Below are 24,636 nucleotides of genomic sequence, written 5' to 3'. Positions count from 1 at the left end.
CACGACGTACCGTCAAACGCACAGGCAAGGGGCTGAGGATGAGCAAGGCAGGCAAACCGACCGGCAAGGTCTACCTGATCGGGGCAGGTCCCGGTGCGGCGGACCTCATTACGGTGCGTGGTGCACGATTGTTGGGCGAAGCCCAGGTCGTGCTGCACGATGCGCTGGTGTCGCCGGAGATGCTGGCCTGGTGTCCGCAGGCCAAGCTGGTGGAAGTGGGCAAGCGCTGCGGCAAGCGTTCCACGGCGCAGCTGTTCATCAACCGCCAGATTGTCGACATGGCCACCAAGTACGAACGCGTGGTGCGCCTGAAGGGCGGCGACCCGATGCTGTTCGGCCGCGCCGATGAAGAGCTGCAGGCGCTGGAAGCGGCCGGCATCGCGTACGAGGTGGTGCCGGGCATTACTGCTGCGCTGGCCGCCGCGTCGGCCATCGCCAAGCCGCTGACCAAGCGCGGCGTGTCGCGCAGCGTCGCCTTTGCCACACAGGCCAAGGCGGCGGATGGCACGGAAGTGCCGGCTGCGGCAGCGGACATCGAAGCCGATGTGCGCGCCGACACGCTGGTCTACTACATGGGGCGCGACCAGGCCGCGGCCATCGCGGCACAGCTGATCGCGCACGGCAAGGCGCCGTCGACGCCGGCGTGGGTGGTGGAAGCGGTCAGCACCCCCAACCAGCGCAGCCACGCGTTCACGCTGCAGCAGATGGCAGCGGGCGATGCCGCCGGCTGGATCGATCCGGCGCGACCCAGCCTGCTGATGATTGGTGCGGCGCTGGCCCAGCGGGCGACGGAGGCGGTGTGTGATGTGACGACGGTGCCGGTCGCGGCGAAGGCGGCCTGAAGTGGCCTGACGCGGCGTCGCCAGATGGAAGAAACCGGGCAGCTGCCCGGTTTTTTTACGCTCAGGCGCTACCCGCCGCGGCAGGAGGGAGCGCCGCCACGCAGTACGCGGCAATCGCATCCAGCACGCTGTCCGCTTCCCCAACCGCCGCCGCGCAGCGAATCGACAGGGCAGGGTATTGCTGACGACAGGTATCAACCAACGCCGGCAGGTCGCGCCGCAGGTGGCCACCCTGGCCGAAGAACACCGGCACCACGGTGACCTCGCCAATGCCGGCGGCAGCCAGCTCGCCCAGCGCATCCGGCAGCTGCGGCGACATCAGTTCCAGGAAGGCAAGCCGCACCGGCGTACCGGGCAGGGCAGCGGAGAGCTTTTGCGCCAGCCGGTCGAACGGTTCACGCCAACGCGCATCACGCGCGCCATGGGCAAACAGGACAAGGGCCTGGCGGCCCGGCGTGGCAGCAGTCGGCGGCATGGCGGTGTTCCTTGCGTCTGTGTCAGTGACGATCCACCCAGCGCAGCGCCGTCAGCGCAAACAGCAGGTATAGCGTGCCGGGCACGAGCGCCGACAGGATCGGCGGCCACGTATGCAGCAGCCCCACGTGCGAAAACAGCGTATTCGACAAGTGGAACGACAGCCCCAGCATGATGCCGCCAAACACCTTGACGCCCACCGCACCGGCACGGGCATGCAGGTAAGCGAACGGCAGGGCCAGCGCCATCATGACGAACAGCGTCAGCGGATAGACCACTTTCTTCCAGAACGCGATCTCGTAGCGCTGCGTGTCCTGCTTGTTGTCACGCAGGTGGCGGATATAGCGGAACAGGTCCAGCGTAGACATGCGCTCGGGCGTGACCAGCAGCACGGACAGGATCTGCGGGGTCAGTTCGGAATGCATGGTGACGGTCGGGAACCGTACCTGTTCGGCGCGGAATTCCGGCGCCAGGCCGTCGCGCCGCGTGTTGGACGGCTGGTTCAGATCGGAAAAGCGGGTCTCGTTGACATCGCTCAGCAGCCACGACTGGGCACCCTGGTACCGGCCTTCCTTGACCACGCGGATGACCCGCAGGCGGTACTTGTCGTCGAACTCGTAGACCGTGATGCCCGTGATGGTCTGATCCGGCCGCAGCCCGGCCACATTGACGAAGCGCGTGATCTCTCCGCCGCCGTCCGGATCCTTGTCGCGGTCCTTGACCCAGACGCCGGAGCGGAAGCCCGATGAGACCGTGGCGCCAATGGCCTCCAGCTTGATCTTCTGCGCGAACTGCTCGGCGCGCGGCCCGATGAATTCGCCGAAGATGAAGGTAATGATGGCCAGCGGCACCGCCAGCTTGAACAGCGAGAACAGCGCCTGTCGCGTATTCAGCCCTGCCACCCGGAAGATGGTGTACTCCGACTGGCTGGCCAGCTGCGAGAAGACATAGATCGCGCTGATCAGCACCGCGATCGGCAACACCTCATAGATCCGCGTGGGCGCCTGCAGCAGGACGTGGAAGAACGCGATCAGCGAGGTGTACTTGCCGTTGACGTTCTCCAGTTCGTTGAGCAGGTCGAAGAAGACGAACAGCGACAGCACCGCGAACAGGATGAAGATGAACACCCCGTAGACCTGGCGCGCGAAGTAGCGCTCATAGACGCGAAGGAGCCTCATGCCGTGCCCCCCTTGGCGGGTGCCGGCCGGCGCCCGAACACGGCACGCCAGCCGCCCAGGCTGCGGTTCTGCCGGTAGCGGAACATCAGCAGCGCGGCCAGGAATACCACCAGGTGGATCGGCCACCAGGCCAGCCAGAACGGGATCGAGCCGGAGCGCACCCACGACTGGGCCAGGTTGATCATATTGCTGTAGGTCAGGTAGATCAGCACCGCGAAGACCAGCGGCGTGTAGCGCCCGAGGCGCGGGTTCACGTACGCCAGCGGGATGGCGATCATGACGAAATTGAAGGCCAGGATCGGCAGCGAAATGCGCCAGAGCAGTTCGCCGAGGTTCTCGCGCGTGGGATCGCGCAGCAGGTCGATGGTGTCGCGGCTCTTGGGCGGCTGTGCGTTCTGGCTCTCGGGTGGCTTGTTGTCCACCTTGACCGCGTAGCGCTCGAATTCGACGATGCGGTAATCGACCTGGCCCGGGGTGCCGGCATAGCGGCGGCCGTTCTCCATGACCACCAGGCGGTCGCCGTTGGGCATGGTTTCAAACGTGCCCTGGTGGGCCAGCGCGACCCCGACCTTGTTGGCCTCGGCATTGGCCACGAAGACGTTGCGGGCGTACTTCATGTCGCCGTCGATGCCTTCGATGAACAGCACGTAATTGGCGTTGGATGGCTCGATGAAGCGCCCCGCGGCAATCATCGACAGCACGCCGCGCTGCTCGAAGCGGTCGCGGAACAGCGCGCTCTGCTGGTTGGCCCACGGCCATGCGAACATGCCCAGCAGCAGTGCCAGCACGATGAAGGGGGCGGCGAACTGCAGCACCGGCTTGACCAGGTCGCGCAGCGAGATGCCGGCCGAGAACCAGACCACCATCTCGGAGTCCTTGTACCAGCGCGTGAGCACGATCAGCGTCGAGATGAACAGCGTCGCCGAGAGCAGGATGGACAGGTAGCCGATGGTGGCCAGGCCGATCAGGATCAGCACGTCGTTCGGGCTGGCCTTGCCGTTGGCGGCCATGCCCAGGATACGGATCACTAGCGACGTGAGCATGAAGGTCAGCATCACCAGGAACACCGCGCCGGCGGTGTAGGCGAGCTCGCGTCGCAGGGCTTGTTGAAAGATCATGCGGTGTCGGTTCCGGGCTGCCGGCCGGCGCGGGCGATGTGCCGTGGGCGAAGTGCCTCGCAGGACAGCGGGCTGGCGGCGGGGCGGATCGGCAGCGGCAGGTCGCGGATAAAAATCGCGGATAATGGAGGCTTTCGTGTCTACGAGCCCCTGGAAGGAAGCGCGATGGAATTTAGCACAAAAGCCCTGGATTGGAGTAAAGCCGGCCAAAATGGTTTCCTGGCAACCAAGACCGACTGCCTTGTGGTCGGCGTGTTCGAAGGGCAGAACCTGGCCGGCGTGGCCAAGGCTCTCGACGTGGCAACCAAGGGCTTGGTCGCGCGGTTGCTGAAGCAGGGCGACTTCGAAGGCAAGCGGGGCACGCAGCTGGCGCTGCACGAAGTGGCCGGCGTGGGCGCCGCCCGGGTGCTGCTGGTCGGCCTGGGCAAGGAGGCGGACTTCAGCGACAAGGCCTTTGCCGAAGCCGTGCGCACGGCCGTGCGTGCCTTGTCGGCCACGCGTGCCGCCTCGGCACTGTGGTGCCTGTCGCAGCAGCCGCCGCAGCAGCGCGACATTGGCTGGGCCGTCATCACCACCATTACGCTGGTGCGCGACGCGGGCTACCGCCTGCTGGAGCGCCATCCGGGCCTGAAGCGTGCCAACGGCAAGGCCGGCGCCAATGACAAGCCGTCGCTGCGCAAGGTCGTGCTGGCTGTGGACAGCGCCGATGCCAAGGCCGCGACCCAGGCCGTGGTGCGCGGCACCGCCATTGCCAACGGCATGGAGCTGACCCGCGACCTCGGCAACCTGCCGTCCAATATCTGCACCCCGACCTACCTGGCCAACACGGCGCGCGCCATTGCCAAGCGCCACAAGCTCAAGGTGGAAGTGCTAGGCCGCAAGCAGATCGAGGCACTGAACATGGGCTCGTTCCTGGCCGTGACCAAGGGCAGCGTCGAGCCGCCGCAGTTCATCGTGCTGCGCTATGACGGCGCCGGCGCCAAGCAGGCGCCGGTGGTGCTGGTGGGCAAGGGTATCACCTTCGATACCGGCGGCATCTCGCTCAAGCCGGGCGAGGGCATGGATGAAATGAAGTACGACATGTGCGGTGCCGCCTCGGTGCTGGGCACGCTGCAGGCCGTGGCCGAGATGGGCCTGAAGCTCAATGTGATCGCCGTGGTGCCGACCTGCGAGAACATGCCCAGCGGCGTGGCCACCAAGCCCGGCGACGTGGTGACGAGCATGTCGGGCCAGACCATCGAGATCCTGAACACGGACGCCGAAGGCCGCCTGATCCTGTGCGACGCGCTGACCTATGTCGAGCGCTTCAAGCCGGCCGCGGTGGTGGATGTCGCGACGCTGACCGGCGCCTGCATCATCGCGCTCGGGCACATCAACACTGGCCTGTACGCGCGCAGCGACGCGCTGGCCGACCAGTTGCTGCAGGCCGGCCGCAAGTCCATGGACACCGCCTGGCGCATGCCGCTGGACGACGAATACCAGGACCAGCTCAAGTCGAACTTCGCCGACATGGCCAATATCGGTGGCCGCCCGGCAGGCAGTGTGACTGCTGCCTGCTTCCTGGCGCGCTTCACCGAGAAGTACGACTGGGCCCACCTGGACATCGCCGGTACGGCCTGGAAGAGCGGCGCGGCCAAGGGCGCAACCGGCCGCCCGGTGCCGCTGCTGGCGCAGTTCCTGATGGACCGCGCCGCCTGATCGGCGCAAGGGGCAGGCAGTCATGACGCGCATCGATTTCCACAGCAACGTGCCGGACAAGCTGGGCTATGTCTGCCGGCTGGTCCGCAAGGCGTACGGCGCTGGCCAGAAGGTGGTGGTGCACGGCCAGCCGACGCAGCTCGCGGAACTCGACGCGCGCCTGTGGACGTTCTCGCCACTGGATTTCCTGCCGCACTGCGGCGTGGACAGTCCCAACGCGGCCGTCACGCCAATCGTGCTGGCCGCCAGCCTGGACGGCGTGCCGCATCACCAGTTGCTGATCAACCTGGATGCGCAGGCACCAGCGCAGTTCGCCAGCTTTGAACGCCTGATCGAAGTGGTCGGCGCCGGCGCCGAAGATCGCGAGGCCGGGCGCGAGCGCTACCGCTTCTACCGTGAGCGCGGCTATCCGCTGACGCACCACGACCTGAGCCAGCCACGGGGAGATTCCGCATGAGCGATCGCACGACGTCGCGGGTGATCCCGCGGCTGGGGCCCAACGACAGCATCCCGCTGCTGACCGAGGTGGTGGACTTGCCGGATGCCGCCGCGGCTCCATCGGATGACGGTGTCATCGATACGGCCGGCATGACGGAATCTGGCGTGGTGACATACGTTGGCGACACTGGCGAGCCGGATGCGCTGGCAATACCGGTGCTGGCCGATGAGCTCGACGACGGCGACACCGCCTTGCCGGTGACCGAGCCGGAGGACATCGCCGCGGCCAGCCGCTACCTGTCGGATGCGCCCGGCGAGGACGACTTGCGCGCGATGCGTACTGAGCTGCTGACACGCGTCATGATGCGGTTCCGCACCGAGTGGCCGCAGGTCGTGGAGGCGCATACCGAGGCCACGCTGCGTGCGCGGCTGGCGCCGTTGACGGCGCAGCTGGCGGCTGAATTGACGCAGGCGCTGGAGGCGCGGCTGGTCGAGTGGCTCGATGCGACGCTGGAGGAGATTGAGAGGGATCCGGGGGGGATGTGAATGTTTGGAAGGGGGGGGCAACCCAATCATTCACCGCAGAACCCCGCCGGCCACGCCGGCGAAACAACAGCGTTTGCCAAGTACGAGGAGGCCATCCGAACAGATCCAGGCAACCCTCCCCTCAATCCGTCACCGCCCCCTTGCTCGCCGTCGACGCCAGCTTCGAGAACTTCGCCAGCACTCCCCGCGTATAGCGCGGCGCCGGCTGCTTCCAGTTGGCCCGTCGCCGCGCCAGCTCTTCATCCGACACATTCACCTGCAGCAGCAGCTTGTGTGCGTCGATCGTGATCGAATCCCCTTCCTGCACCAGCGCGATATTGCCGCCCACGTACGCTTCGGGCGCCACGTGGCCAACCACCATGCCCCAGGTGCCGCCAGAGAAGCGGCCGTCGGTGATGAAGCCCACCGATTCGCCAAGGCCCTTGCCGATGATGGCCGAGGTCGGAGCCAGCATTTCCGGCATGCCCGGGCCACCCTTGGGGCCGAGGTAGCGCAGCACCAGAACATCGCCGGCATGGATCTTGTCGGCCAGGATGGCTTCCATGGCGCTCTGCTCATCTTCGAACACGCGTGCCGGGCCGGTGATGACCGGGTTCTTCAGCCCGGTGATCTTGGCCACTGCGCCTTCCCCGGCCAGGTTGCCCTTCAGGATGGCCAGATGGCCTTCGGCGTAAAGCGCCTTCCCGATTGGCATGATTACGTCCTGGTCGGCACGCGGCTGGTCGGGCACGTGCTCCAGTTCCTCGGCCAGCGTGCGGCCGGTGATGGTCAGGCAATCGCCATGCAGCAGCCCGGCGTTCAGCAGGATCTTCATGACCTGCGGGATGCCCCCGGCCCTGTGCAGATCGGTGGCCACGTACTGGCCCGACGGCTTCAGGTTGCAGATCACGGGCACCTTGCGGCGGATGCGCTCGAAGTCGTCGATGGTCCATTCGACTTCGGCCGAGTGGGCGATCGCCAGGTAATGCAGCACGGCGTTGGTCGAGCCGCCGGTAGCCATGATCAGGCTGACCGCGTTCTCGATTGACTTGCGCGTGATGATGTCGCGCGGCTTGATGTCCTTCTTGATGGCCTCGACCAGCACGCGGGCGGATTCTGCCGCGCTGTCGACCTTCTCCTGATCGGGGTTGGCCATGGTCGACGAATACAGCAGCGACATGCCGAGCGCCTCGAATGACGAACTCATCGTATTGGCGGTGTACATGCCGCCGCAGGAGCCCGTGGACGGGCAGGCGTTCTTTTCCACGCCCTCGAAGTCTTCCTCGCTCATGCGGCCGGCGGTGAATTCGCCCACGGCCTCGAACGACGATACGATGGTCAGGTCCTTGCCCTTCCAGTTGCCTGGCTTGATCGTGCCGCCATAGACATAGATGCCAGGCACATTGGTGCGCGCCAGCGCGATCATGCCGCCCGGCATGTTCTTGTCGCAGCCGCCGATCACGACCACGCCGTCCATCCACTGGCCCTGCGCGGCCGTCTCGATGCAGTCGGCGATGACCTCGCGCGAGATCAGCGAGTACTTCATGCCCTCGGTGCCCATCGACATGCCGTCGGAGATGGTCGGCGTGCCGAACACCTGTGGGTTGGCGCCCGAGGCCTTCACGGCATCGATGGCGGCATCGGCCAGGCGCTGCAGGCCGGCATTGCACGGCGTGATCGTCGAATGGCCGTTGGCGATGCCGACCATTGGCTTGTCGAAGTCCTCTTTCTTGTAGCCAAGGGCGTAGTACATCGAGCGGTTCGGGGAACGCGCCACGCCTTGCGTGATGTTCTGGGAGCGCTTGTTGAATGCCATGGTGGGGGTCTCCGGGGATGTTTCTCGCCGTGCGGACGCAGGCGGGGCGATGTTGTGCCGAAAGAATGCGACTTGCGTTTTGGTGTGTCAAATATATTATTTGACCTTTATTGAGTCGGAAAACATATCAGGAGCGCCATTGGACCTGCGCCAGCTGCGGTATTTCGTCACGGTGGCGGAAGAGTTGCATTTCGGGCGGGCGGCCACGCGGCTGGCCATGACGCAGCCGCCGCTTTCGCAGCAGATCCAGGCGCTGGAGGAGGAAATCGGCGTGCAGTTGTTTGCGCGCACGCGCCGCTCGGTGATGCTGACGCCGGCAGGGCAGCAGTGGCTGCCCGAAGTCCGTCGCGTGCTCGCGGACGCGGCTGCACTGCCGGGGCTCGCCCAGCGGTTCGCGCGCGGCGAGATCGGTTCGCTTGCGCTGGCGTTCGTCAGCACGGCCGACTACGGCATCCTGCCCGACCTGCTGCGGCGTTTTCGTGCGCAGCATCCGGAGGTCCAGCTCCAGTTGCGCGAGGCCACCAGCGATGTCCAGCTCGAGGCGCTGATCGAAGGCAGCATCGACGCCGGGCTCGTGATCTGCCCGCAATTGCCGGCCATGCCGCATGGGCTGTCCTACCTGCCGCTGGTGCGCGAACCACTGGTGCTGGCCGTCCCCGACGGCTGGCGGCCCGCGCGCGGCGTCGCCCCGTCGGATGGCAAGGTCTCGCTGCGCGATGCCGCGCACGAACCGCTGATCATCTTCCCGCGCCGAAGCGCGCCGGTGTTTTATGACATCATTACAGGCTACTATGCGCGCGACGGCTCGTCGCCGGTAATCGCGCAGGAAGCCATCCAGATGCAGACCATCGTGAGCCTAGTGTCTGCGGGCATGGGGGTGGCGCTGGTGCCGGCCTCGCTCTGCAACCTTCGCCGCACCGGCGTGTCGTACCTCGCGTTGCGCGAGGCGGGGCCGCAGATCGAGACCGGACTGGTCTGGCGCGAGGGCGCCGCCGGCGTCGCGCCGGCGCTGCGTTCCCTGATCGACATCGCGAGCGGGCTGGCATCTACGGGAACTGTGGTATCCGCAGATGCCGGGCCTTTATAACTTCCACCCACCTCACCATGCTGATTCATCCTCAATTCGATCCGGTCGCCATCCATCTTGGCCCGCTTGCCATCCGCTGGTACGGGCTGATGTACCTGGCCGGGTTCATCATGTTCCTGTGGTTCGGCCGCCTGCGCATCCACCAGCCGCATATGGCGGCGAAGGGCTGGGTGACGCGCGACCTCGACGACATGCTGTTCTTCGGCGTGCTGGGCGTGATACTGGGCGGGCGGCTGGGCTACGTGCTGTTCTACAAGCCGTCGTACTACCTGGCGCATCCGCTGGAGATCTTCAAGGTGTGGGAGGGCGGCATGGCCTTCCACGGCGGCTTTCTCGGCGTGCTGGTCGCGATGTGGCTGTTCGCGCGGCTGCGCAAGCGGCACTGGCTGGAGGTCACCGACTTCATCGCGCCGATGATCCCGTGCGGGCTGGCCGCCGGCCGCATCGGCAACTTCATCAACGGCGAACTGTGGGGCCGGCCCACGGACCTGCCGTGGGGCATGATCTTCCCGCAGGCGGGCGACAACATTCCGCGTCACCCGTCGCAGCTCTACCAGTTCGCGGGCGAAGGCGTGGCGCTGTTCATCATCCTCTGGCTGTTCGCACGCAAGCCGCGGCCGATGGGCGCGGTGTCCGGCGTGTTCCTGATCGGCTATGGCTGCTTCCGCTTTGCCGTCGAATTCGCGCGCGAGCCGGACAGCTTCCTGGGCCTGCTGGCGCTGCGCCTATCCATGGGCCAGTGGCTGAGCCTGCCGATGATCCTGATCGGTATTGCGATGGTGGTGTGGGCGTATCGCCGGCAGGCGCGTTCCGCCGAAGAGCAGCCCGCGGCGGGATCGGGCGCCTGACCGGACGCCCGCACGCTGTCAGGAGCCCGCCGCGCGAAGGGCCTCGATCCGTTCGCGTGTGTGCGGGTGCGTGGAGAGGAAATCGTCCAGCACAGGCTCTTGCGCATTGGCGCGCGGTGCCGGTTCGTTCTTTTGCGCACTGCGGTTCTGGTTCTCGAGTGCGAGCAGGACATCGGCGAGCGCTGACGGCGGCAAATGGTTGCGCTGCATGATCGCGATGGCATAGGCATCGGCCTCGCGTTCGTGCTCGCGCGAATAGCGCAGCGTCAGCATGGCGGCGGGGACGCCTGCCAGCACCGAAGAAAAGTCGCCGAACATATAGGCCGTCAACGCGCCAACGGCGGATGCCTGGATGATCTGCTGCAGGCCGTGGCGTTGCGCGATGTGTCCGGCTTCATGCGCCAGTACGCCCAGCATGCCGGGGCCCGTGCCGGCCAGCCCGACCAGTTCGTCCGTCACCACGATGGTGCCGCCGGGCAGGGCCAGCGCGTTCGCGCCCAGGCGTCCGCCACGGCGGAAGACGATCTGGTAGTCGTGGCCGGGATCATCCGGCCGTTTCAGCGCCGTGAAGCCTGTGCGGATGCGGGCCTGTTCGGCCGGTGGCAGACGCGTGGGCTCGACCAGGCCGTTGTCCAGGCTGGCGAGTGTGGCGCGGCCCAGCTGTGCCTCGAGCGCCGGAGGTACAGCCCGGGCGATGTGCGACGCCCCCCATGGCAGCAGCACGTAGTAGCCGAGCACGAGCACGGCTACCAGCGCAGCGACGGCCATGCCCGCCATGCGCCAGCTGTTCTGCGCCTTGGCCACCCAGCCTTCCTGATGACCCGTCTCGGCGAGCAGCCTGTCGAAGGCGGTGTGGTCGCTGACCTGGCAGAAGGCGCCGTCCGCGAACGTGACCAGGCGCGGTGCGCGCCGTACCCGCTCCGATACCCGCAGCGACGACAGCGCCGCGCGCCGCAGTTCCGCGCCATCGGCATCGCGCAGCACGGCCTGCCCGGCGTCGACGGCCAGTGTGGCCGGGTGCGCGCGCGACGAGCGGCCGTCGAAGTAGGTGACAGGAATCATCGGCGCAATTTCATCGGTGAGTCATTTCGAACCAGGTGGCGCACGCGGGTCAGAGCGCAATGTCGATGTCGTACCAGTCCGCCGCGGCATCGCCGAGCGCTCCTACGCTCTCGGCCTGGCCCGCGACGAAAGCGTCCAGCGGGGCGCGTGCCATCAGGGTCATGCATTCCACGCGGTAGCGTGCAGACCTTACCCTTGCAAACGGCAGGAACAGGCCAAGCGTCAGCGCGGTGCCAAGCATGTTCGTCAGGAAAATATAGAACAGGCGGCCCGCCTTCACCTCGCTGCGGAAGCTGTGCGGGGCCAGCGTGGTGTGGTTCCACACGAGGTTCTGGAGCGCGGCGTTGAAGTACGGACCAACGGCCAGCAAGGCGACGTACATGCCGATCATGCCGAGCATGCCCGCAAAGACCGCGGCACCGCGGCCCGAACCGGCGCTGATGCCCAGCGCAATGCCGCCGGCCGCAGCGACCAGCACGACCACGACCGTCATGGCGAACGTGCGCAGGTACACGCCGTAGAACGCGCCTGCCGACGCATCGAACGCGAATGGCGCGGTGCCGAAACGCGTATGGTTGTGCTGGTAGTGCTTCAGGCGCTGGTGCGTGAGCGGCGCCAGCGCACCGAGCGTGAACACCGTGAGGAGCGGCCATAGCACGAACACCTTGTACGCTTCGGCATCGCCACCCGTGAAGGCGAAGCGCAGGCCGCGGTAGCTGGAGTTTGCCATGCGGAAGCGCAGCGACCGGACCAGCAGGAGCGGGAACACCGCGGCCAGCGCCAGGGCCAGCAGAACTGCCAGCAGCGGCGACACCTTGCCGGCAAGCTGGAACGCCAGTGCCAGCACGAACACGATGGCGCGCCCCTTGAGGATCGCCTCCGGCCTGCCGTGGTAGTCGAAGGTGGCGCCGTCCAGGCTGGTGTTGCGATAGAAGTACTGCATCGTGCGGACCTTGGCCCAGGCGGAGTAGATGCCAAATGTGACGATGGTCAGCAGCGTGTTGACGATCCAGATGCGGAAATACTCGGATCCCGTGCCAGTGAAGGCGAGCCGCAGGGCGCTGGGCCTGGCCGGACGTGTCGCCAGAGCCTGTTCGTTGTCAGGCGTTTCGGGATAAGCGGGGGCTGCGCTGGTGTCGCCGGTTTGCATTATCAGGATTCCCGTCTGGTCGGATTGCGGGCGTAGGGCCGCGTTGTTTCATCCGCGCAACCAATTTGCGCGGGTCGATTGTGCCTTACTCTGCATACTGCTGCTGCCGGAACTGGCAAATTCGCCACAAATATCAATGTCTGCGGGGAAACACCCAAATCGCGGACATGCTGCAAATACAACGTCAGTCGTAACAAGTGAGATACATTCTGTTACACCAATGCGGTCTTGTAACAAGTTTCTCATTCTCAACGTCAATAAAAACAACGATTTATCGTTCGTGGCATGATCCTCGCTAACTCATCTGTTACAAGAAAGCGGGCCATGCCGAAGCCCGCCAGGCCGGCGCCAGGGAGGACCTGCGGGACAGGCAGGGGGCACCGAACGACAAATGACGGCAGACGGGAAAATCTGCGCACACGCAAGTGTGCGCCATCAGGGGGGGGCGCAGGGTCAGCGCCGGAAGTTAATGACCCACGCAGGACGATGCCATCCAGGCAGCGACCGGCGATGACATAGTCCGCAGCTGTTCTTTCAGGCGCGGGCGGATGCTGGCGGGGAGGCCTGGCATCTGCCCGCCGCACCTCTGGCTGTTCCGCACTCCGCACTTGCAGTCACACATCTGTTGCGCAACGCAGCATCGAAATGCCTTGCGTGAGACTTCCGGTTATTCATAATTATGAATTATGGGGTTGCCGGCACATGCCGCGAGAGCCCGAACCGATCCAGGCCGAGGCTCATGCGTATCGTCCAGCAGGCGCTGTACCTTGAGGTGGCGAACCGCATGCGCGGCATGATCGACGCGCATGCGCTCGTGCCCGGGGCTTGGATCGACGAAAGCACGCTGGCCGCGCAGCTCGGCATTTCGCGCACGCCGCTGCGCGAAGCGCTCAAGGTGCTGGCCGCCGAAGGCCTCGTGCGCCTCGAGCCCAGGCGCGGCTGCTTCGTCAACGAGCTGTCCGAACGCGATCTCGACGAGATCTTCCCGCTCATGGCGCTGCTCGAAGGACGCTGTGCCTATGAGGCGGCGCGCAATGCCACCGCGCAGGACCTCGAGGCGCTGGAAGGACTGCATGCCGAACTCGCGCGGCATGCTGGCACAGGCGATATCGACGCCTACTACGAGACCAATTTCCGGATCCACGAAGCCATCCAGCGCCTGGCCGGCAACCGCTGGCTGTCGGGGCTGATCAGCGACCTGCGCAAGGTGCTGCGCCTGTCGCGGCACAAGAGCCTGAAGCTGCCCGGGCGCATTCAGGAATCCTGTGCCGAACACCTGAGCATCTTCTCCGCGCTCAAGGCGCATGACCCCGAAGGCGCCGAAGCCCTGATGAAGACCCATCTGCTGCGCCAGCGTGCCGCGCTCACGGCGCTGGGCCGCACCGCCCGGGCCGAAGCGGCGGCGCCACATGTGTTCCCAAACGTTTCATCACGCACCAAGGCAGGTACCCCATGAGCTCCCTCGACTCCGGCGACCGGAAGATCAGCGCCCCGCTGGGCGTCAGCGAACCGTCAGGCCCCAACCTGTTGTCGAGGATCGGGCGCTGGTGGGGCCGCAAGGGCGATGCCGAGCCGCCCCCCGCACGGGCGAAGGATGCCGAGCCGGCGCCATTGCCCGCGCGCGTGGCGCGGCGCCAGCGTGAACAACTGCGGCTGTGCCTCGATGCGCGGCTGACCGACAGCAATGCCAATGCCGCCGCGCAGGCCTGGCAGGCCGAGTACGAAGCCGCAGACGAAGGCATGCGCGGCGGCATGCTCGAGGTGCTGGCAGAGGTGGCCGGCAGTACCGGTGACGAAGAGGGCGCTGCGGATGCCGACAAGTCCGGCAAGCCGGCGCGCGGCGGCTCCGGCCTGAGCCAGGCAATGTCCAATGCGCGCATCCGTTTCTTCAAGCGGCTGGCCGCGCTGCACGGCCAGCGCGGCAACAGCGCCTGTGGGCTGCACTTCCTGATCCACCTGCGTGCCGACATGCTGCGCTGGCAGCGGCGCATAGCCGGCCTGCGCCCGCTGGATGAGGACCTGGAAGCGCTGTTCTCCAACTGGTTCGATGTCGGCCTGCTCGAACTGCAGCCGATCACCTGGGACTCGCCCGCCTCGCTGCTCGAGAAGCTGATCCGCTACGAGGCCGTGCACGAGATCTCGTCGTGGACCGACCTGCGCAACCGTCTCGACTCCGATCGGCGCTGCTATGCATTCTTCCATCCGCGCATCCCGCGCGAGCCGCTGATCTTCGTGGAGGTGGCCTTCGTGCCGGAGATGGCGGCCAACGTACAGGCCCTGCTGGATGAGGCTGCACCGCTGGAAGACCTGCGCCGCGTGAAGTGGGCCATCTTCTATTCGATATCGAGTACGCAGGCCGGGCTACGCGGCGTCAGCTTCGGCAACTTCCTGCTCAAGCGCGTGATCGAGGAGCTGCAGCGCGAGTTTCCCAAGGTCAGGCAGTTCGCCACGCTGTCGCCAATCCCGGGGTTTGCCGACTGGCTGCGCAAGCAGGACAGCGCTGCGGTGGCCAATGCACTTGGCGAGAAGCGGCTGGCGCGCTGGCAGGACCGGCACGGGCCGGCGCCGGCTGACGGCGCGGCCTGGCTGGAGGCGCTGTCCGCCGATTCGCAGGACCCCGTGGTACGCGACACCGCACTGTCGCTTGCCGCCCACTACCTGGTGCGCGAGCGCAGCCAATCCATGCCGGCAGACCCGGTTGCGCGGTTCCACCTGGGCAACGGCGCCTGCGTGGAGCGGCTGAACTGGGGCGCGGACCTGTCGCGAAAAGGCCGCACACAATCATGCGGCATGATGGTGAATTACCTTTACGCGCCCGAGGCACTGGATGACAATCTAGCGCGCCTTGGCGAAGGCAACCCTCGCATCAGCCGTGCCGTGGGGAAGCTGCTGTGACTCCGGTCAGGTCACGGAAAACATGCCATGGCGCCGCCGTTCCCTGACGCCGGGGGCGGCACATTGTCGGGACATACAACGAGCAGTATCCGGATCAACTTTCCACTTCGAGAGAAAGAGGAGACAAGCAAGATGAATCGTCGTCAGTTCAGCCTGGCCGCGTGCGCGCGCGCCACCACCCTGGTTGCCGGCCTTGCCGCAGGCATGGCATGGCAGGCGCCCTCGGCGCTGGCGGATACCTGGCCATCCAAGCCGGTCACCGTGATCGTGCCGTTCCCTGCAGGCGGCGGCACCGATGCCTTTGCCCGCCCGCTGACTGCACAGCTATCCAAGCAGCTCGGCAAGCAGTTCGTCATCGACAACCGCGGCGGTGCCGGGGGTACGGTGGGCGCGAGCCTGGCGGCCAAGGCCGCCCCGGACGGCTACACGGTCTTCATCGGCGGCGCGCACCACGCGATCGCGCCGTCGTTCTACAAGAAGCTCGACTATGACATCGAGAAGGACTTCATCCCCGTCACCGTGATTGCCCAGCCGCCGCAGGTCATAGTGGTAAACCCGACACGCGTGCAGGCCAATACGCTGAAGGAACTGCTCGACTACGCCCGCAAGAATCCGGGCAAGCTGAACTACGGCTCGGCCGGCAATGGTTCCTCGCACCACCTGGCCGGCGAACTGTTCAAGCTGCAGACCAAGACCTTCATTACGCATATCCCGTACAAGGGTGCAGGCCCCGCACTGTCAGACCTGATTGCAGGCCAGGTTGACCTGATGTTCGACGGGCTCGGTTCATCCGCGCAACACATTCGCGCCGGACGCATCAAGGCCCTTGCGGTGGCATCCGCCAAACGCTCGCCGGCATTCCCGGACGTGCCGACCGCTGCCGAAGCGGGCGTGCCCAACTACGAGGTGTCGACCTGGTACGCGATGTGGGTGCCCAAGGGGACACCCAAGGAAATTGTCGACCGCCTCTACACCGAGACCGAGAAGGCCCTGAGCACGCCGGAGCTCAAGCAGGTCTGGATCAGCAACGGCTCGGAAACACCGCAGTTCACGCCGGAGCAATTCGCCCAGTTCCAGCGCAGCGAGATCAAGCGTTGGGCGCAGGTGGTGAAGCTCTCGGGCGCGGGGATCGACTGAACGATGAGCGGTACTGTCCAGTTCGCCGTCCACGGCACGACGGCCACCGTCACGCTTTCGCATCCCGGCAAGCTCAACGCCATTTCGGCGCAGATGTGGCAAGCGCTGGCCGACGGTTTCACGCGGCTGTCGGCCGAACCCTCGCTGCGCTGCGTGGTGGTGCGCGGCGCTGACGGCAATTTTGCCGCCGGTGCCGACATTGCCGAGTTCCCGGCCGTGCGGGGCGACGAAGCCGCGGTGCGCCGCTATCACATGGAGACCATCGCCCCGGCACTGGCGGCCATAGCCGGCTGCCTGCACCCCACCGTGGCGATGATCGAAGGCGTGTGCGTCGGCGGCGGGCTGGAGATCGCCTGCCATTGCGACCTGCGCATCGCGGCGGACAACAGCCGCTTCGGCGTGCCGATCAACCGGCTCGGTTTCCCGATGGCGCCGGGTGAACTGCAGGGGTTGCTCGCGCTGGCGGGGCGTGCCGTCGCACTGGAGATCCTGCTCGAAGGCCGTGTCTTCGACGCGGCCGAGGCGCGCGACAAGGGCCTGCTGACGCGTGTCGTGCCGGCTGGCGGACTGGCCGCGGAGGTCGATGCCACGGTGCGCCGCATCGCTGCCGGGGCACCGGTCGCGGCGCGCATCAACAAGGCGACGATCCGCCGCCTGTCGCCGCGGCCCGAGCCCTTGTCCGCCGAGGAGCTCGGCGTGCACTTTGCCTATGCCGGAGGCGGCGACCATGCCGAGGGCGTGGCGGCGTTCCTCGCGCGCCGGCCGCCGCAATTCGAAGGGAACTAGCGCATTTTCCCGCCTGGTTTCCCCATTACAATCGTCCATTGCTTTCCACACTAGGATTCCGGAAGTCCTTGTCTTCATCCGCACCATGAACGCCAACCTGTTCGCACTGTTCGAAACCCGCTTTCCCACCGACCGCACCGCCTGCTGCATCGAAACGCACGACGGCCTGTACTACAGCTGGGACGACCTCGACCGCGCCACCGCCAAGCTGGCCAACCTGCTGGCCGGGCTGGGCCTGCCCGAAGGCGCGCGCGTGGCCGTGCAGGTGGAAAAATCCCCCGAGGCGCTGTTCCTGTACCTGGCCACGCTGCGCGCCGGCTATGTCTACCTGCCGCTGAACACGGCCTACCAGGAAGCGGAGATCGACTACTTCATCGGCAATGCCGAGCCGTCGGTCGTGGTGTGCAGCAGCAAGAATTTCGGCTGGGTATCGAAGGTGGCGTTCCGCCACGGCACCAGCTACGTCTTCACGCTCGACGAAGACCGCTCCGGCTCGCTGCTGTCGCGCGCCGCGGCCCGGCCCGATACGTTCGAGACTGTGCAGCGCGCCGAAGATGACCTGGCGGCCATCCTCTATACGTCCGGCACCACCGGCCGCAGCAAGGGCGCGATGCTGACGCACGGCAACCTGGCATCCAACGCGCAGACGCTGCACGAATACTGGGGCTGGCGCAGCGACGACGTGCTGCTGCACATGCTGCCGATCTTCCATGTGCACGGCCTGTTCGTGGCCTCGCACGGCGCGCTGCTGGCAGGCGCCAAGATGATCTGGGCGCCGAAGCTCGACATGGCGCAGGTGCTGAAATTCCTGCCGCGCTCGACTGTGATGATGGGCGTGCCGACCTACTACGTGCGCATGCTGCAGGAGCCTCGCTTCGACGACGACACCTGCCGCCGCATGCGCCTGTTCGTGTCGGGCTCGGCGCCGCTGCTGCTCGAAACGTTCGAGGAATTCCGCAAGCGCACGGGACATACGATCCTCGAGCGCTATGGCATGAGCGAAACTGTGATGCTGGTCTCGAACCCCTACGACAACGCGCTGGGCGAGCGCATCGGCGGTACGGTCGGCATGCCGCTGCCGGGCGTGTCGGTACGCGTGGTCGACGGCGAGGGCAATCCCTGTGCTCCCGGTGAGATCGGCAACGTCGAGGTCAAGGGCCCGAACGTGTTCAAGGGCTACTGGCGCATGCCTGAGAAGACGAAGGAAGAATTCACCGCGGATGGCTGGTTCAAGACCGGCGACGTGGGCCGCTTCGGCGGCGCCATCGTCAGCCAGGCGGGCGAGCGCCCGGTGCCGGACAACTACCTGACCATCGTCGGGCGCAGCAAGGACCTGATCATCTCCGGGGGCTACAACGTCTATCCGAAGGAGATCGAGAGCTTCATCGACGAGATGCCGGGCGTGGCGGAAAGCGCGGTGATCGGCGTGCCGCATGCCGACTTCGGCGAAGCCGTGGTGGCGGTGGTGGTAAAGAAGCCCGGTGCCGACCTCGATGAGACCGAACTGATCGGCACGTTGAAGGACCGCATCGCCAACTTCAAGGTGCCCAAGCGCGTGCACGTGGTGGAAGAGCTGCCGCGCAACACCATGGGCAAGGTGCAGAAGAACGTGCTGCGGCAGCAGTTTGCGGTGCTCTGAGCGGCGGCGGGGCGGCTAGCCTGAGCGCCGGCCGCCGCCGGTTTCTTACTTCAGCATCTGCACCGACCCATTCACCGACACGGTGACCTGCGTCTTCCCGCCCTCAACAGGCACCGGCGCGGCAGCATCAGCCATCATGGCCTTGGCCGCACCGTACATGCGCGGCATCGGCGGCACCACGCCGCTCTCGTTCACGTTCACTTCGCGGATCGTATAGCTGCTGTAGCCGAACAGCTTCGCGGTTGACTGCGCCTTTTCGCGGAATGCGCTGACGGCCTGCTCGGTCAGCTTGCCCTCCGCAGCCTGTCGCGCTTCGCGCGACAGCGAGAACGCAATGCCCTGCACCTGCATCTGGTTGGCTAGTTCACCGGCCAGCTTCGACACCGCGGCGAAATCGCGCGACTGCAGGATGACTTCCGAGCGGCCGCGCCAGGTGCTGATGCGGCCATTGCGGTCGGTGCTCGGGCGGATTGTGAAGCCGCCCGATTCGGCCTGCACGCCAGCTGTGCGCTTGGCCTGGTTGATGACGGCCTGCGTGCGGGTCGAGAGCTGCGAAGAGATTGCGCCGGGCTCCGCGCCTTCCTGCTCTGCCGCCAGCGTCAGGTGCACGACGTCGGTCGGCACTTCCGTCACGGCCTGCGCCGAGAGCGACAGCACGCCGGAATGCGCCTCGGCATGTCCCGGCATGCCCTGCGCGGATGCGGCCAGCGCGGAGGTGCTGAGCAGGGTGGCGGCAAGCAGTTGTTTCATCTTGTTCTCCCGATCAAAGTGATGGGTATGAGACGCAAACTCCTTGCGATCGTTCCCGGCACGGGCAGCGCGCGTTTAGGCGGGCGCTGCCCGCACACGCTTCAGAACGCCTTCCAGGCCTTCCAGAGCATGTAGCTGGCCAGGCAGAGCAGCAATACCGCGAATGCCTTCCTGAGTTGTGCCACGTCCATGCGGTGCGCGGTGCGCGCGCCCAGCGGCGCAGTCAGCACGCTGGCGACGGCAATGGCCACCAGCGCCGGCAGGTAGATGTAGCCGAGCGATTCGGCCGGCAGGCCAGGCTGCTGCCAGCCGCTCCAGATGTAGCCGATCACGCTGGCTACCGCAATTGGGAAGCCCAGCGCGGCCGAGGTGGCCACTGCATTGTGAATGGGCACGTTGCACCAGGTCATGAACGGTACGGAGACAAAGGCGCCGCCGGCCCCGACCAGGCTGGACAGGAAGCCAATCACCGACCCTGCGCCCACCATGCCCGGCACGCCCGGCAACTGGCGGCTGGGCTCCGGGCGCCGGCTGCGCAGCATCTGCAGCGCCGAGAAGCCGACGAAGCAGGCGAACGCCAGTGACAGCCAGCTCGTCTTGAGCGCGGCGAACACCTTGCCGCCGCCGATCATGCCGCCCAGCAGGATCCCCGGCGCCAGCGATAACACGATTGGCCAGCGCACCGCGCCGCGCTTGTGGTGGGCGCGCACCGACGACAGCGAAGTGAACAGGATGGTACCCATCGACGTGGCGATGGCCATATGCACGATGGCCTCGCCGGCAAAGCCGAGGCTTGTGAACAGCAGCGTGAGGAACGGCACCATCATCATGCCGCCGCCCACGCCGAGCAGGCCGGCGCAGAAACCGGTAAAGGCGCCCAGCGCGAGCAGGGCGGGAATCAGGGCAAGGCTCATGGGAAAGAAAAACGCTGCGTCGCTTGTCGTTGTATTTGTTGATGCACCAGCCGCGGAGCGGCGCGCCTAACCCATTAGCCGCGTGGTGATGAAGCGCCATTCGGCCGGCGTCACCGGCGTGATCGACAGCCGGTTGCCGCGCCGTAGCACGACCATATCGGCCAGTTCGTCGTGCGCGCGCAGCTCGGCCAGCGGGATCAGCGCGCTCTTGCGCACGAACTTCACGTCGACCAGTTGCCAGCGCGGTTCGTCGGCCTTGGATGCGGCGTCGTAGTAATCGCTCTTCGGATCGAACTGGGTCGGGTCGGGGTAGGGTTGCGAGCAGACCTCGGCAAGGCCCGCAATGCCGGGTTCCGGGCACGACGAGTGGTAAAACAGCACACCGTCGCCGATGCGCATGACGTCGCGCATGAAATTGCGCGCCTGGTAGTTGCGCACGCCGGTCCACGGCAATGTCCCTTCTTTCGCAAGGGTATCGATGCTGGCTTCGTCCGGCTCGGACTTCATCAGCCAGTACTGGCGGGCACGTGCGGGCGCTTTTTCTGTGCGGCTGTTCTCGGCGCGGCTCATGGCAGTCGGGGTTGCAGGCGTTGGCAACACGCGCTGCACGCGCGACGCGGCAGCGCCCGGCAAGAAAAAAGGCGGTGGTCTGTGAAACCACCGCCTTTTGAGGGGTCCCCGCCTCGGCCGCTGGGTCGGCATCCTGAACCCAAGTGAGGTTCAGAGTGGCTGCGGAAGTCGTATTTCGGGTACATCACCCACTCAGGGAGTCCAAGCCAGGCCCAGACTATGAATGCGGCGACACGCTCGCCCATACGACATGATCCCGCACCATGCGATGCATATCGGTTCAAGGAGTTTATGACCCTCACGAACCAGGCAGGGAAACTGTCAAACGTCTGACGCTCCGGACATCCCGACGTGACCAAAAACCGGACTCGCGGGCGGGATGTCAGACGTTTGCCGTTTCTAACTAGGATGGGATGAGAACGGCGGCCAGGCGCGATAACCCGGCCATTTTGCTGCACGTCTGTGGTGCCTCGTGCAGTCTGGCTACACTATACACCTCGTCGTGTTGCATACCAAGTCCGCCTGACCGCGTCGTTACATTTTGCACAGCAGCGCGGCATCCAGCGCACATGCGCGCGGCTCGCGCTCAGTTTGGCTGTGCCTGCGTGCCGGTGCCGACATGCGCGTATTGCCGCAGGGCCTCGTCGGCGCGCTCATTGAGCTCGCGAATGCGGGCGCGGATGGCATCGACGGGGATCGCGCCGTCCGCCTGCTGCTTGCGCTGCAGGGCCAGCAGGTCGGAGGCGATGCTGATCGCCGCCATGACCGCCACACGCTCCACGCCCTTGGCCGAGGCGTTGTTGCGCAGCTTGTTCATCTGCGTGTCCACCAGGGCCACTGCTTCCAGCAGCGCGGCCTCGTTCTCGGGCGCGATCGCGAAGCGGTAGGGCTGGCCCGCAATGTTCACTTCGACTTGCTTGTTGCTCATGCGTGTTCTCCGGAGGCCTTGTGCGCGGCGCGTTCCTGGGCCGAAGACCCGGCGTCCGCGGCGTCGTCGCCCAGCAGGTCGAGCTGGCGCGAATCGCTCGCGGTGGGCAGCTTGTCCAGGATGGACTGGATGCGCAGCTGCGCTTCCTCGATCTTGATATTGAGCAGTTCGCGGTCGGCGGCCATGGCTTCGCGCTCGCCGCGCAATTGTGCGGCCTCGCCTTGCAGGCGCGCGATTTCGTCGCGCAGCCGCTGGTTCTCCGCCGCCAGGGTGTCAGCGTGATGCAGCACGCGTCCGATCTTGGCGGCCAGCTGTTCGAGTTCGTTAAGCATAGGGCCTGTCATGGTGAAAGGTGTCAGGTATCGGGATTCTAGCCGAAGCGCCGTCGCGCACAATGAGAGGCAAGGCGGGTGTGACTGCCATGGCGCGTGGAAGTTGCACGCTTCTGCTCCGAAAACACCGCTTGTGTACTGCTTGGGCGCCGTCAAGTGCGGTCCCGGGCTGCATTGACTCGGGCTGGGAAACTGCCTACACTCGCGCACGTTCCAGGTGCTCGCCATCCCGCCCACGGCAGGGTGGCAGTTCAACGGGAAACAGGGAGCCGCGGCCGACCGACAGCTCGGCCTGGCCAACCTGTGCTGCCCCCGCAACGGTAAGCGGCCGCGATGCCTGTCCACACGGCATCGCAGGGCTGGCCCATCGCCACTGAACCACAAGCGTTCGGGAAGGCGGCCAGCCTGGCGCCGTCAGCCCGGATACCGGCCTGAACGCGGGCTGCCGCCCACGCGCGGCACGCCTCATCGCCATCTGGCCCGCGGGGGAACGGGTCCGGCCGTCCTACCCATTCCTGCATCATGCGTTCATCGCTCTACAGGTCGAATCGTCCGGCGTTGCCGGCGGTGCGTCCGTCCGTGGCTGCCGTGCTGGCTGCCCTGTCCTCGCTTGTCCTGAATCCTGCCGCGGCCCAGACCGAGACTGCCGTTGCGTCCCAGCCAGCTGCCGGCACCGCTGCGACGCAGCTCGCGCCGGTGGTGGTTACCTCGACCCGCACGGCGCAGCCGCTGACCGATGCACTGCCCCATACCACAGTGGTGACGCAGGAAGACATCGTCAATTCGCAGGCACCCGACCTGCGCACGCTGCTGCGCAACCAGGCTGGCGTGGAACTCACCACTAACGGCGGCATGGGCACGAACACCTCGCTGTTCATGCGCGGTGCCAACTCCAACCAGACGCTGATCCTGATCGATGGCGTGCGTGTGTCGTCCGTGAGCAGCGGCACGGCCCAGCTTGCCAACATCCTGCCCGACCAGATCGACCACATCGAAGTGGTGCGTGGCAACGTGTCGGCGCTGTACGGCTCGGACGCGATCGGCGGCGTGGTGCAGATCTTCACCAAGAGCGGCGCTGGCCAGGCGCCGGCGGCGAACGCGCAGGTCGAATACGGCAGCAACAACACGCGCCAGGGCACGGTCGGCTATGGCGGCCAGATCGGCGATACCTCGTTCAACGTGACCGGCTCCGCGTTCAAGACCGACGGCTTTTCGTCGATCAACACGCAGCAGGCGCCGCGCGCCAACCCGAACGACAACCCGTACGAGAACCAGAGCGTATCGGCGCAGGTGAAGCACCGCTTTACGTCGGACTGGGATGCGGGCGTGGCCGGCTACTACTCGAAGAGCAAGCTGTCGTTCGACAGCAGCTTCGGCCGTCCGACCGACGACAACCGGACCAACAGCGAGCTGTACACCGTATCGGCCTTCGTCAACGGCAAGGTATTGCCGGACTGGTCCACGCACTTCAAGCTCGCGCAGAGCGAAGACCGCGCCGACACCTTCCTCAACGGCGCGAACAACGGCACCTTCAACACGCGCAACCGCCAGTTCAACTGGCAGAACGAATACGCGCTGGCACCGTCGCATACGCTGCTGTTCGGCACCGACTACCTGCAGCAGGAACTCGATTCCAACGCGTATGGCGCGCCTTCGCGCAATGTCTTTTCGGTGTTCGGCGGCTATGACGGGCGCTTCGGCAAGCACCAGCTGCAGCTCAACGGCCGCAACGACCACTATTCGGACTTCGGCAACCAGGGCAGCTTCTTTGCCGGCTATGGCTACAACCTGACCGAGGCGCTCAAGCTGATCGCCAACGTCAGCAACGCGTTCCGCGCGCCGACCTTCAACGAGCTGTACTACCCGGGCTTCGGCAACCCGAACCTGCAGCCCGAGCGCGCCAAGTCAGCCGAAGTCGGCGTACAGTACAACACGCCGCAAGCCGGCCTGCTGCGCGTGACGGCGTTCGAAACGCGCTACGACAACCTGATCGTCAACGTCACGCAGCCCAGCGGCCTGCTCGCGCCGACCAATGCCAACGAGGCCAAGGTGCAGGGCATCGAGGCGTCGTGGCGTGCTACGGTGTGGGGTACCGACCTGGGTGCGAGCGTGACCTTCCAGAACCCCGTGGACGAGCAGACCAACACGCAACTGCTCCGCCGCGCCCGCCGCCATGCCGCCTTCGACGTGGGCCGCAACTTCGGTAACTGGCGCTTCGGCGGCGAATGGCTGCTGTCGTCGTCGCGCCTAGACACGGGCTCGCGCACGCTGGGCGGATACGGTATCGTCAATCTCAACGCGCGCTACAACATCGACAAGCAATGGTTCGTCGCTGCCCGGGTCGAAAACCTCTTCGACAAGAACTACCAGCTGGCTTTCCCCTACAACACGCAGGGCAGGGCCGGCTATTTCACGCTGGGCTGGCGCCAGAAATGACGGGCCGCGTGGC

23 protein-coding genes, 1 other RNA gene and 1 riboswitch are annotated in these 24,636 nt (G+C 66.0%); of the genes, 12 read left to right on the top strand and 12 right to left on the bottom strand.

The annotated features are described in order from the left end of the window. Window positions 1-38 precede the first annotated feature (38 nt). Window positions 39-842: a uroporphyrinogen-III C-methyltransferase gene (gene cobA / locus LDO29_RS15445; protein ID WP_224080670.1), complete on the top strand. Its 804-nt coding sequence runs from the start codon at window positions 39-41 to the stop codon at window positions 840-842. A 61-nt stretch (window positions 843-903) separates the two neighbouring features. On the opposite strand, the gene LDO29_RS15440 is transcribed toward cobA, so the two are convergent. Genes LDO29_RS15440 through lptF form a run of 3 tightly spaced genes read right to left on the bottom strand, consistent with a single transcriptional unit; the run spans window position 904 to window position 3,612 of the window. Then, window positions 904-1,317 (bottom strand): sirohydrochlorin chelatase, encoded by a 414-nt coding sequence (locus tag LDO29_RS15440; protein ID WP_224080669.1) that lies wholly within the window; start codon window positions 1,315-1,317, stop codon window positions 904-906. Between the two features lie 22 nt (window positions 1,318-1,339). After that, window positions 1,340-2,494, bottom strand: a complete 1,155-nt coding sequence (gene lptG / locus LDO29_RS15435; protein WP_224080668.1) for an LPS export ABC transporter permease LptG — start codon at window positions 2,492-2,494, stop codon at window positions 1,340-1,342. After that, on the bottom strand, window positions 2,491-3,612 hold the full coding sequence (gene lptF, locus LDO29_RS15430) for an LPS export ABC transporter permease LptF (protein ID WP_224080667.1): 1,122 nt from the start codon (window positions 3,610-3,612) through the stop codon (window positions 2,491-2,493). The genes lptG and lptF overlap by 4 nt, the downstream gene beginning before the upstream one ends. Window positions 3,613-3,777: 165 nt before the next feature. On the opposite strand from lptF, the gene LDO29_RS15425 reads away from it, so the two are divergent. From LDO29_RS15425 to LDO29_RS15415, 3 genes are read left to right on the top strand one after another with little or no spacing between them, the layout of a single operon-like run. Next, on the top strand, window positions 3,778-5,310 hold the full coding sequence (locus LDO29_RS15425; RefSeq protein ID WP_224080666.1) for a leucyl aminopeptidase: 1,533 nt from the start codon (window positions 3,778-3,780) through the stop codon (window positions 5,308-5,310). Window positions 5,311-5,332: 22 nt separating this feature from the next. Then, entirely contained in the window at window positions 5,333-5,767 is a 435-nt protein-coding gene (locus LDO29_RS15420) for a DNA polymerase III subunit chi (RefSeq protein WP_224080665.1), read from the top strand. Then, window positions 5,764-6,294 (top strand): hypothetical protein, encoded by a 531-nt coding sequence (locus LDO29_RS15415; RefSeq protein ID WP_224080664.1) that lies wholly within the window; start codon window positions 5,764-5,766, stop codon window positions 6,292-6,294. The genes LDO29_RS15420 and LDO29_RS15415 overlap by 4 nt, the downstream gene beginning before the upstream one ends. Before the next feature lie 121 nt (window positions 6,295-6,415). Here the strand turns inward: LDO29_RS15415 and ilvD are convergent, their stop codons facing one another. Continuing rightward, the gene (gene ilvD, locus LDO29_RS15410; protein WP_224080663.1) at window positions 6,416-8,089 is read right to left on the bottom strand and encodes a dihydroxy-acid dehydratase; all 1,674 of its coding nucleotides are present in this window, start codon (window positions 8,087-8,089) and stop codon (window positions 6,416-6,418) included. A gap of 139 nt (window positions 8,090-8,228) precedes the next feature. Between ilvD and LDO29_RS15405 the strand changes: the two genes are divergently transcribed. After that, window positions 8,229-9,176 (top strand): LysR family transcriptional regulator, encoded by a 948-nt coding sequence (locus LDO29_RS15405; protein ID WP_224080662.1) that lies wholly within the window; start codon window positions 8,229-8,231, stop codon window positions 9,174-9,176. A gap of 17 nt (window positions 9,177-9,193) precedes the next feature. Next, complete coding sequence (gene lgt, locus LDO29_RS15400; protein ID WP_224080661.1) at window positions 9,194-10,024, top strand: prolipoprotein diacylglyceryl transferase; 831 nt, start codon at window positions 9,194-9,196, stop codon at window positions 10,022-10,024. An 18-nt stretch (window positions 10,025-10,042) separates the two neighbouring features. Here lgt and LDO29_RS15395 read toward each other — a convergent pair whose 3' ends face one another. Then, entirely contained in the window at window positions 10,043-11,086 is a 1,044-nt protein-coding gene (locus tag LDO29_RS15395; protein ID WP_224080660.1) for a M48 family metallopeptidase, read from the bottom strand. Between the two features lie 49 nt (window positions 11,087-11,135). Then, on the bottom strand, window positions 11,136-12,236 hold the full coding sequence (locus tag LDO29_RS15390; RefSeq protein WP_224080659.1) for a YjgN family protein: 1,101 nt from the start codon (window positions 12,234-12,236) through the stop codon (window positions 11,136-11,138). Between the two features lie 739 nt (window positions 12,237-12,975). On the opposite strand from LDO29_RS15390, the gene LDO29_RS15385 reads away from it, so the two are divergent. From LDO29_RS15385 to LDO29_RS15365, 5 genes are all read left to right on the top strand, one after another. Further along, window positions 12,976-13,692, top strand: a complete 717-nt coding sequence (locus LDO29_RS15385) for a GntR family transcriptional regulator (RefSeq protein WP_224080658.1) — start codon at window positions 12,976-12,978, stop codon at window positions 13,690-13,692. Beyond that, the gene (locus LDO29_RS15380) at window positions 13,689-15,131 is read left to right on the top strand and encodes a malonyl-CoA decarboxylase domain-containing protein (RefSeq protein WP_224080657.1); all 1,443 of its coding nucleotides are present in this window, start codon (window positions 13,689-13,691) and stop codon (window positions 15,129-15,131) included. Before LDO29_RS15385 ends, LDO29_RS15380 begins: the two co-directional genes overlap by 4 nt. 132 nt (window positions 15,132-15,263) lie before the next feature. Next, window positions 15,264-16,268: a Bug family tripartite tricarboxylate transporter substrate binding protein gene (locus LDO29_RS15375; protein ID WP_224080656.1), complete on the top strand. Its 1,005-nt coding sequence runs from the start codon at window positions 15,264-15,266 to the stop codon at window positions 16,266-16,268. A gap of 3 nt (window positions 16,269-16,271) precedes the next feature. After that, window positions 16,272-17,054 carry an enoyl-CoA hydratase/isomerase family protein gene (locus LDO29_RS15370; protein WP_224080655.1) on the top strand — a complete coding sequence of 261 codons (783 nt, stop codon included), beginning with the start codon at window positions 16,272-16,274 and terminating at the stop codon, window positions 17,052-17,054. A gap of 85 nt (window positions 17,055-17,139) precedes the next feature. Then, the gene (locus tag LDO29_RS15365) at window positions 17,140-18,693 is read left to right on the top strand and encodes a malonate--CoA ligase (RefSeq protein WP_224080654.1); all 1,554 of its coding nucleotides are present in this window, start codon (window positions 17,140-17,142) and stop codon (window positions 18,691-18,693) included. Between the two features lie 45 nt (window positions 18,694-18,738). On the opposite strand, the gene LDO29_RS15360 is transcribed toward LDO29_RS15365, so the two are convergent. From LDO29_RS15360 to LDO29_RS15335, 6 genes are all read right to left on the bottom strand, one after another. Beyond that, a complete protein-coding gene (locus tag LDO29_RS15360) occupies window positions 18,739-19,443 on the bottom strand; it encodes an SIMPL domain-containing protein (protein ID WP_224080653.1) in 705 nt (234 codons plus the stop codon). 101 nt (window positions 19,444-19,544) lie between these two features. Then, a complete protein-coding gene (locus LDO29_RS15355) occupies window positions 19,545-20,357 on the bottom strand; it encodes a sulfite exporter TauE/SafE family protein (protein WP_224080652.1) in 813 nt (270 codons plus the stop codon). 66 nt (window positions 20,358-20,423) lie between these two features. Continuing rightward, the gene (locus LDO29_RS15350; RefSeq protein ID WP_224080651.1) at window positions 20,424-20,927 is read right to left on the bottom strand and encodes an EVE domain-containing protein; all 504 of its coding nucleotides are present in this window, start codon (window positions 20,925-20,927) and stop codon (window positions 20,424-20,426) included. A gap of 101 nt (window positions 20,928-21,028) precedes the next feature. Further along, window positions 21,029-21,246, bottom strand: a non-coding RNA gene (ssrS, locus tag LDO29_RS15345) — 6S RNA. Window positions 21,247-21,513: 267 nt separating this feature from the next. Then, window positions 21,514-21,855: a cell division protein ZapA gene (locus tag LDO29_RS15340; RefSeq protein ID WP_224080650.1), complete on the bottom strand. Its 342-nt coding sequence runs from the start codon at window positions 21,853-21,855 to the stop codon at window positions 21,514-21,516. Then, window positions 21,852-22,187 (bottom strand): hypothetical protein, encoded by a 336-nt coding sequence (locus LDO29_RS15335; protein WP_224080649.1) that lies wholly within the window; start codon window positions 22,185-22,187, stop codon window positions 21,852-21,854. Before LDO29_RS15335 ends, LDO29_RS15340 begins: the two co-directional genes overlap by 4 nt. A gap of 197 nt (window positions 22,188-22,384) precedes the next feature. After that, window positions 22,385-22,636: riboswitch (cobalamin riboswitch) on the top strand. 73 nt (window positions 22,637-22,709) lie between these two features. Between LDO29_RS15335 and LDO29_RS15330 the strand changes: the two genes are divergently transcribed. Continuing rightward, window positions 22,710-24,623 (top strand): TonB-dependent receptor domain-containing protein, encoded by a 1,914-nt coding sequence (locus tag LDO29_RS15330; RefSeq protein WP_224080648.1) that lies wholly within the window; start codon window positions 22,710-22,712, stop codon window positions 24,621-24,623. Window positions 24,624-24,636 lie beyond the last annotated feature (13 nt).

The sequence above is a fragment of the Cupriavidus laharis genome, assembly GCF_914271435.1.
GTDB lineage: Bacteria > Pseudomonadota > Gammaproteobacteria > Burkholderiales > Burkholderiaceae > Cupriavidus > Cupriavidus laharis.
Note: the sequence above shows the minus strand (reverse complement) of the source record. Positions and strands in the feature narration are given on the sequence as shown.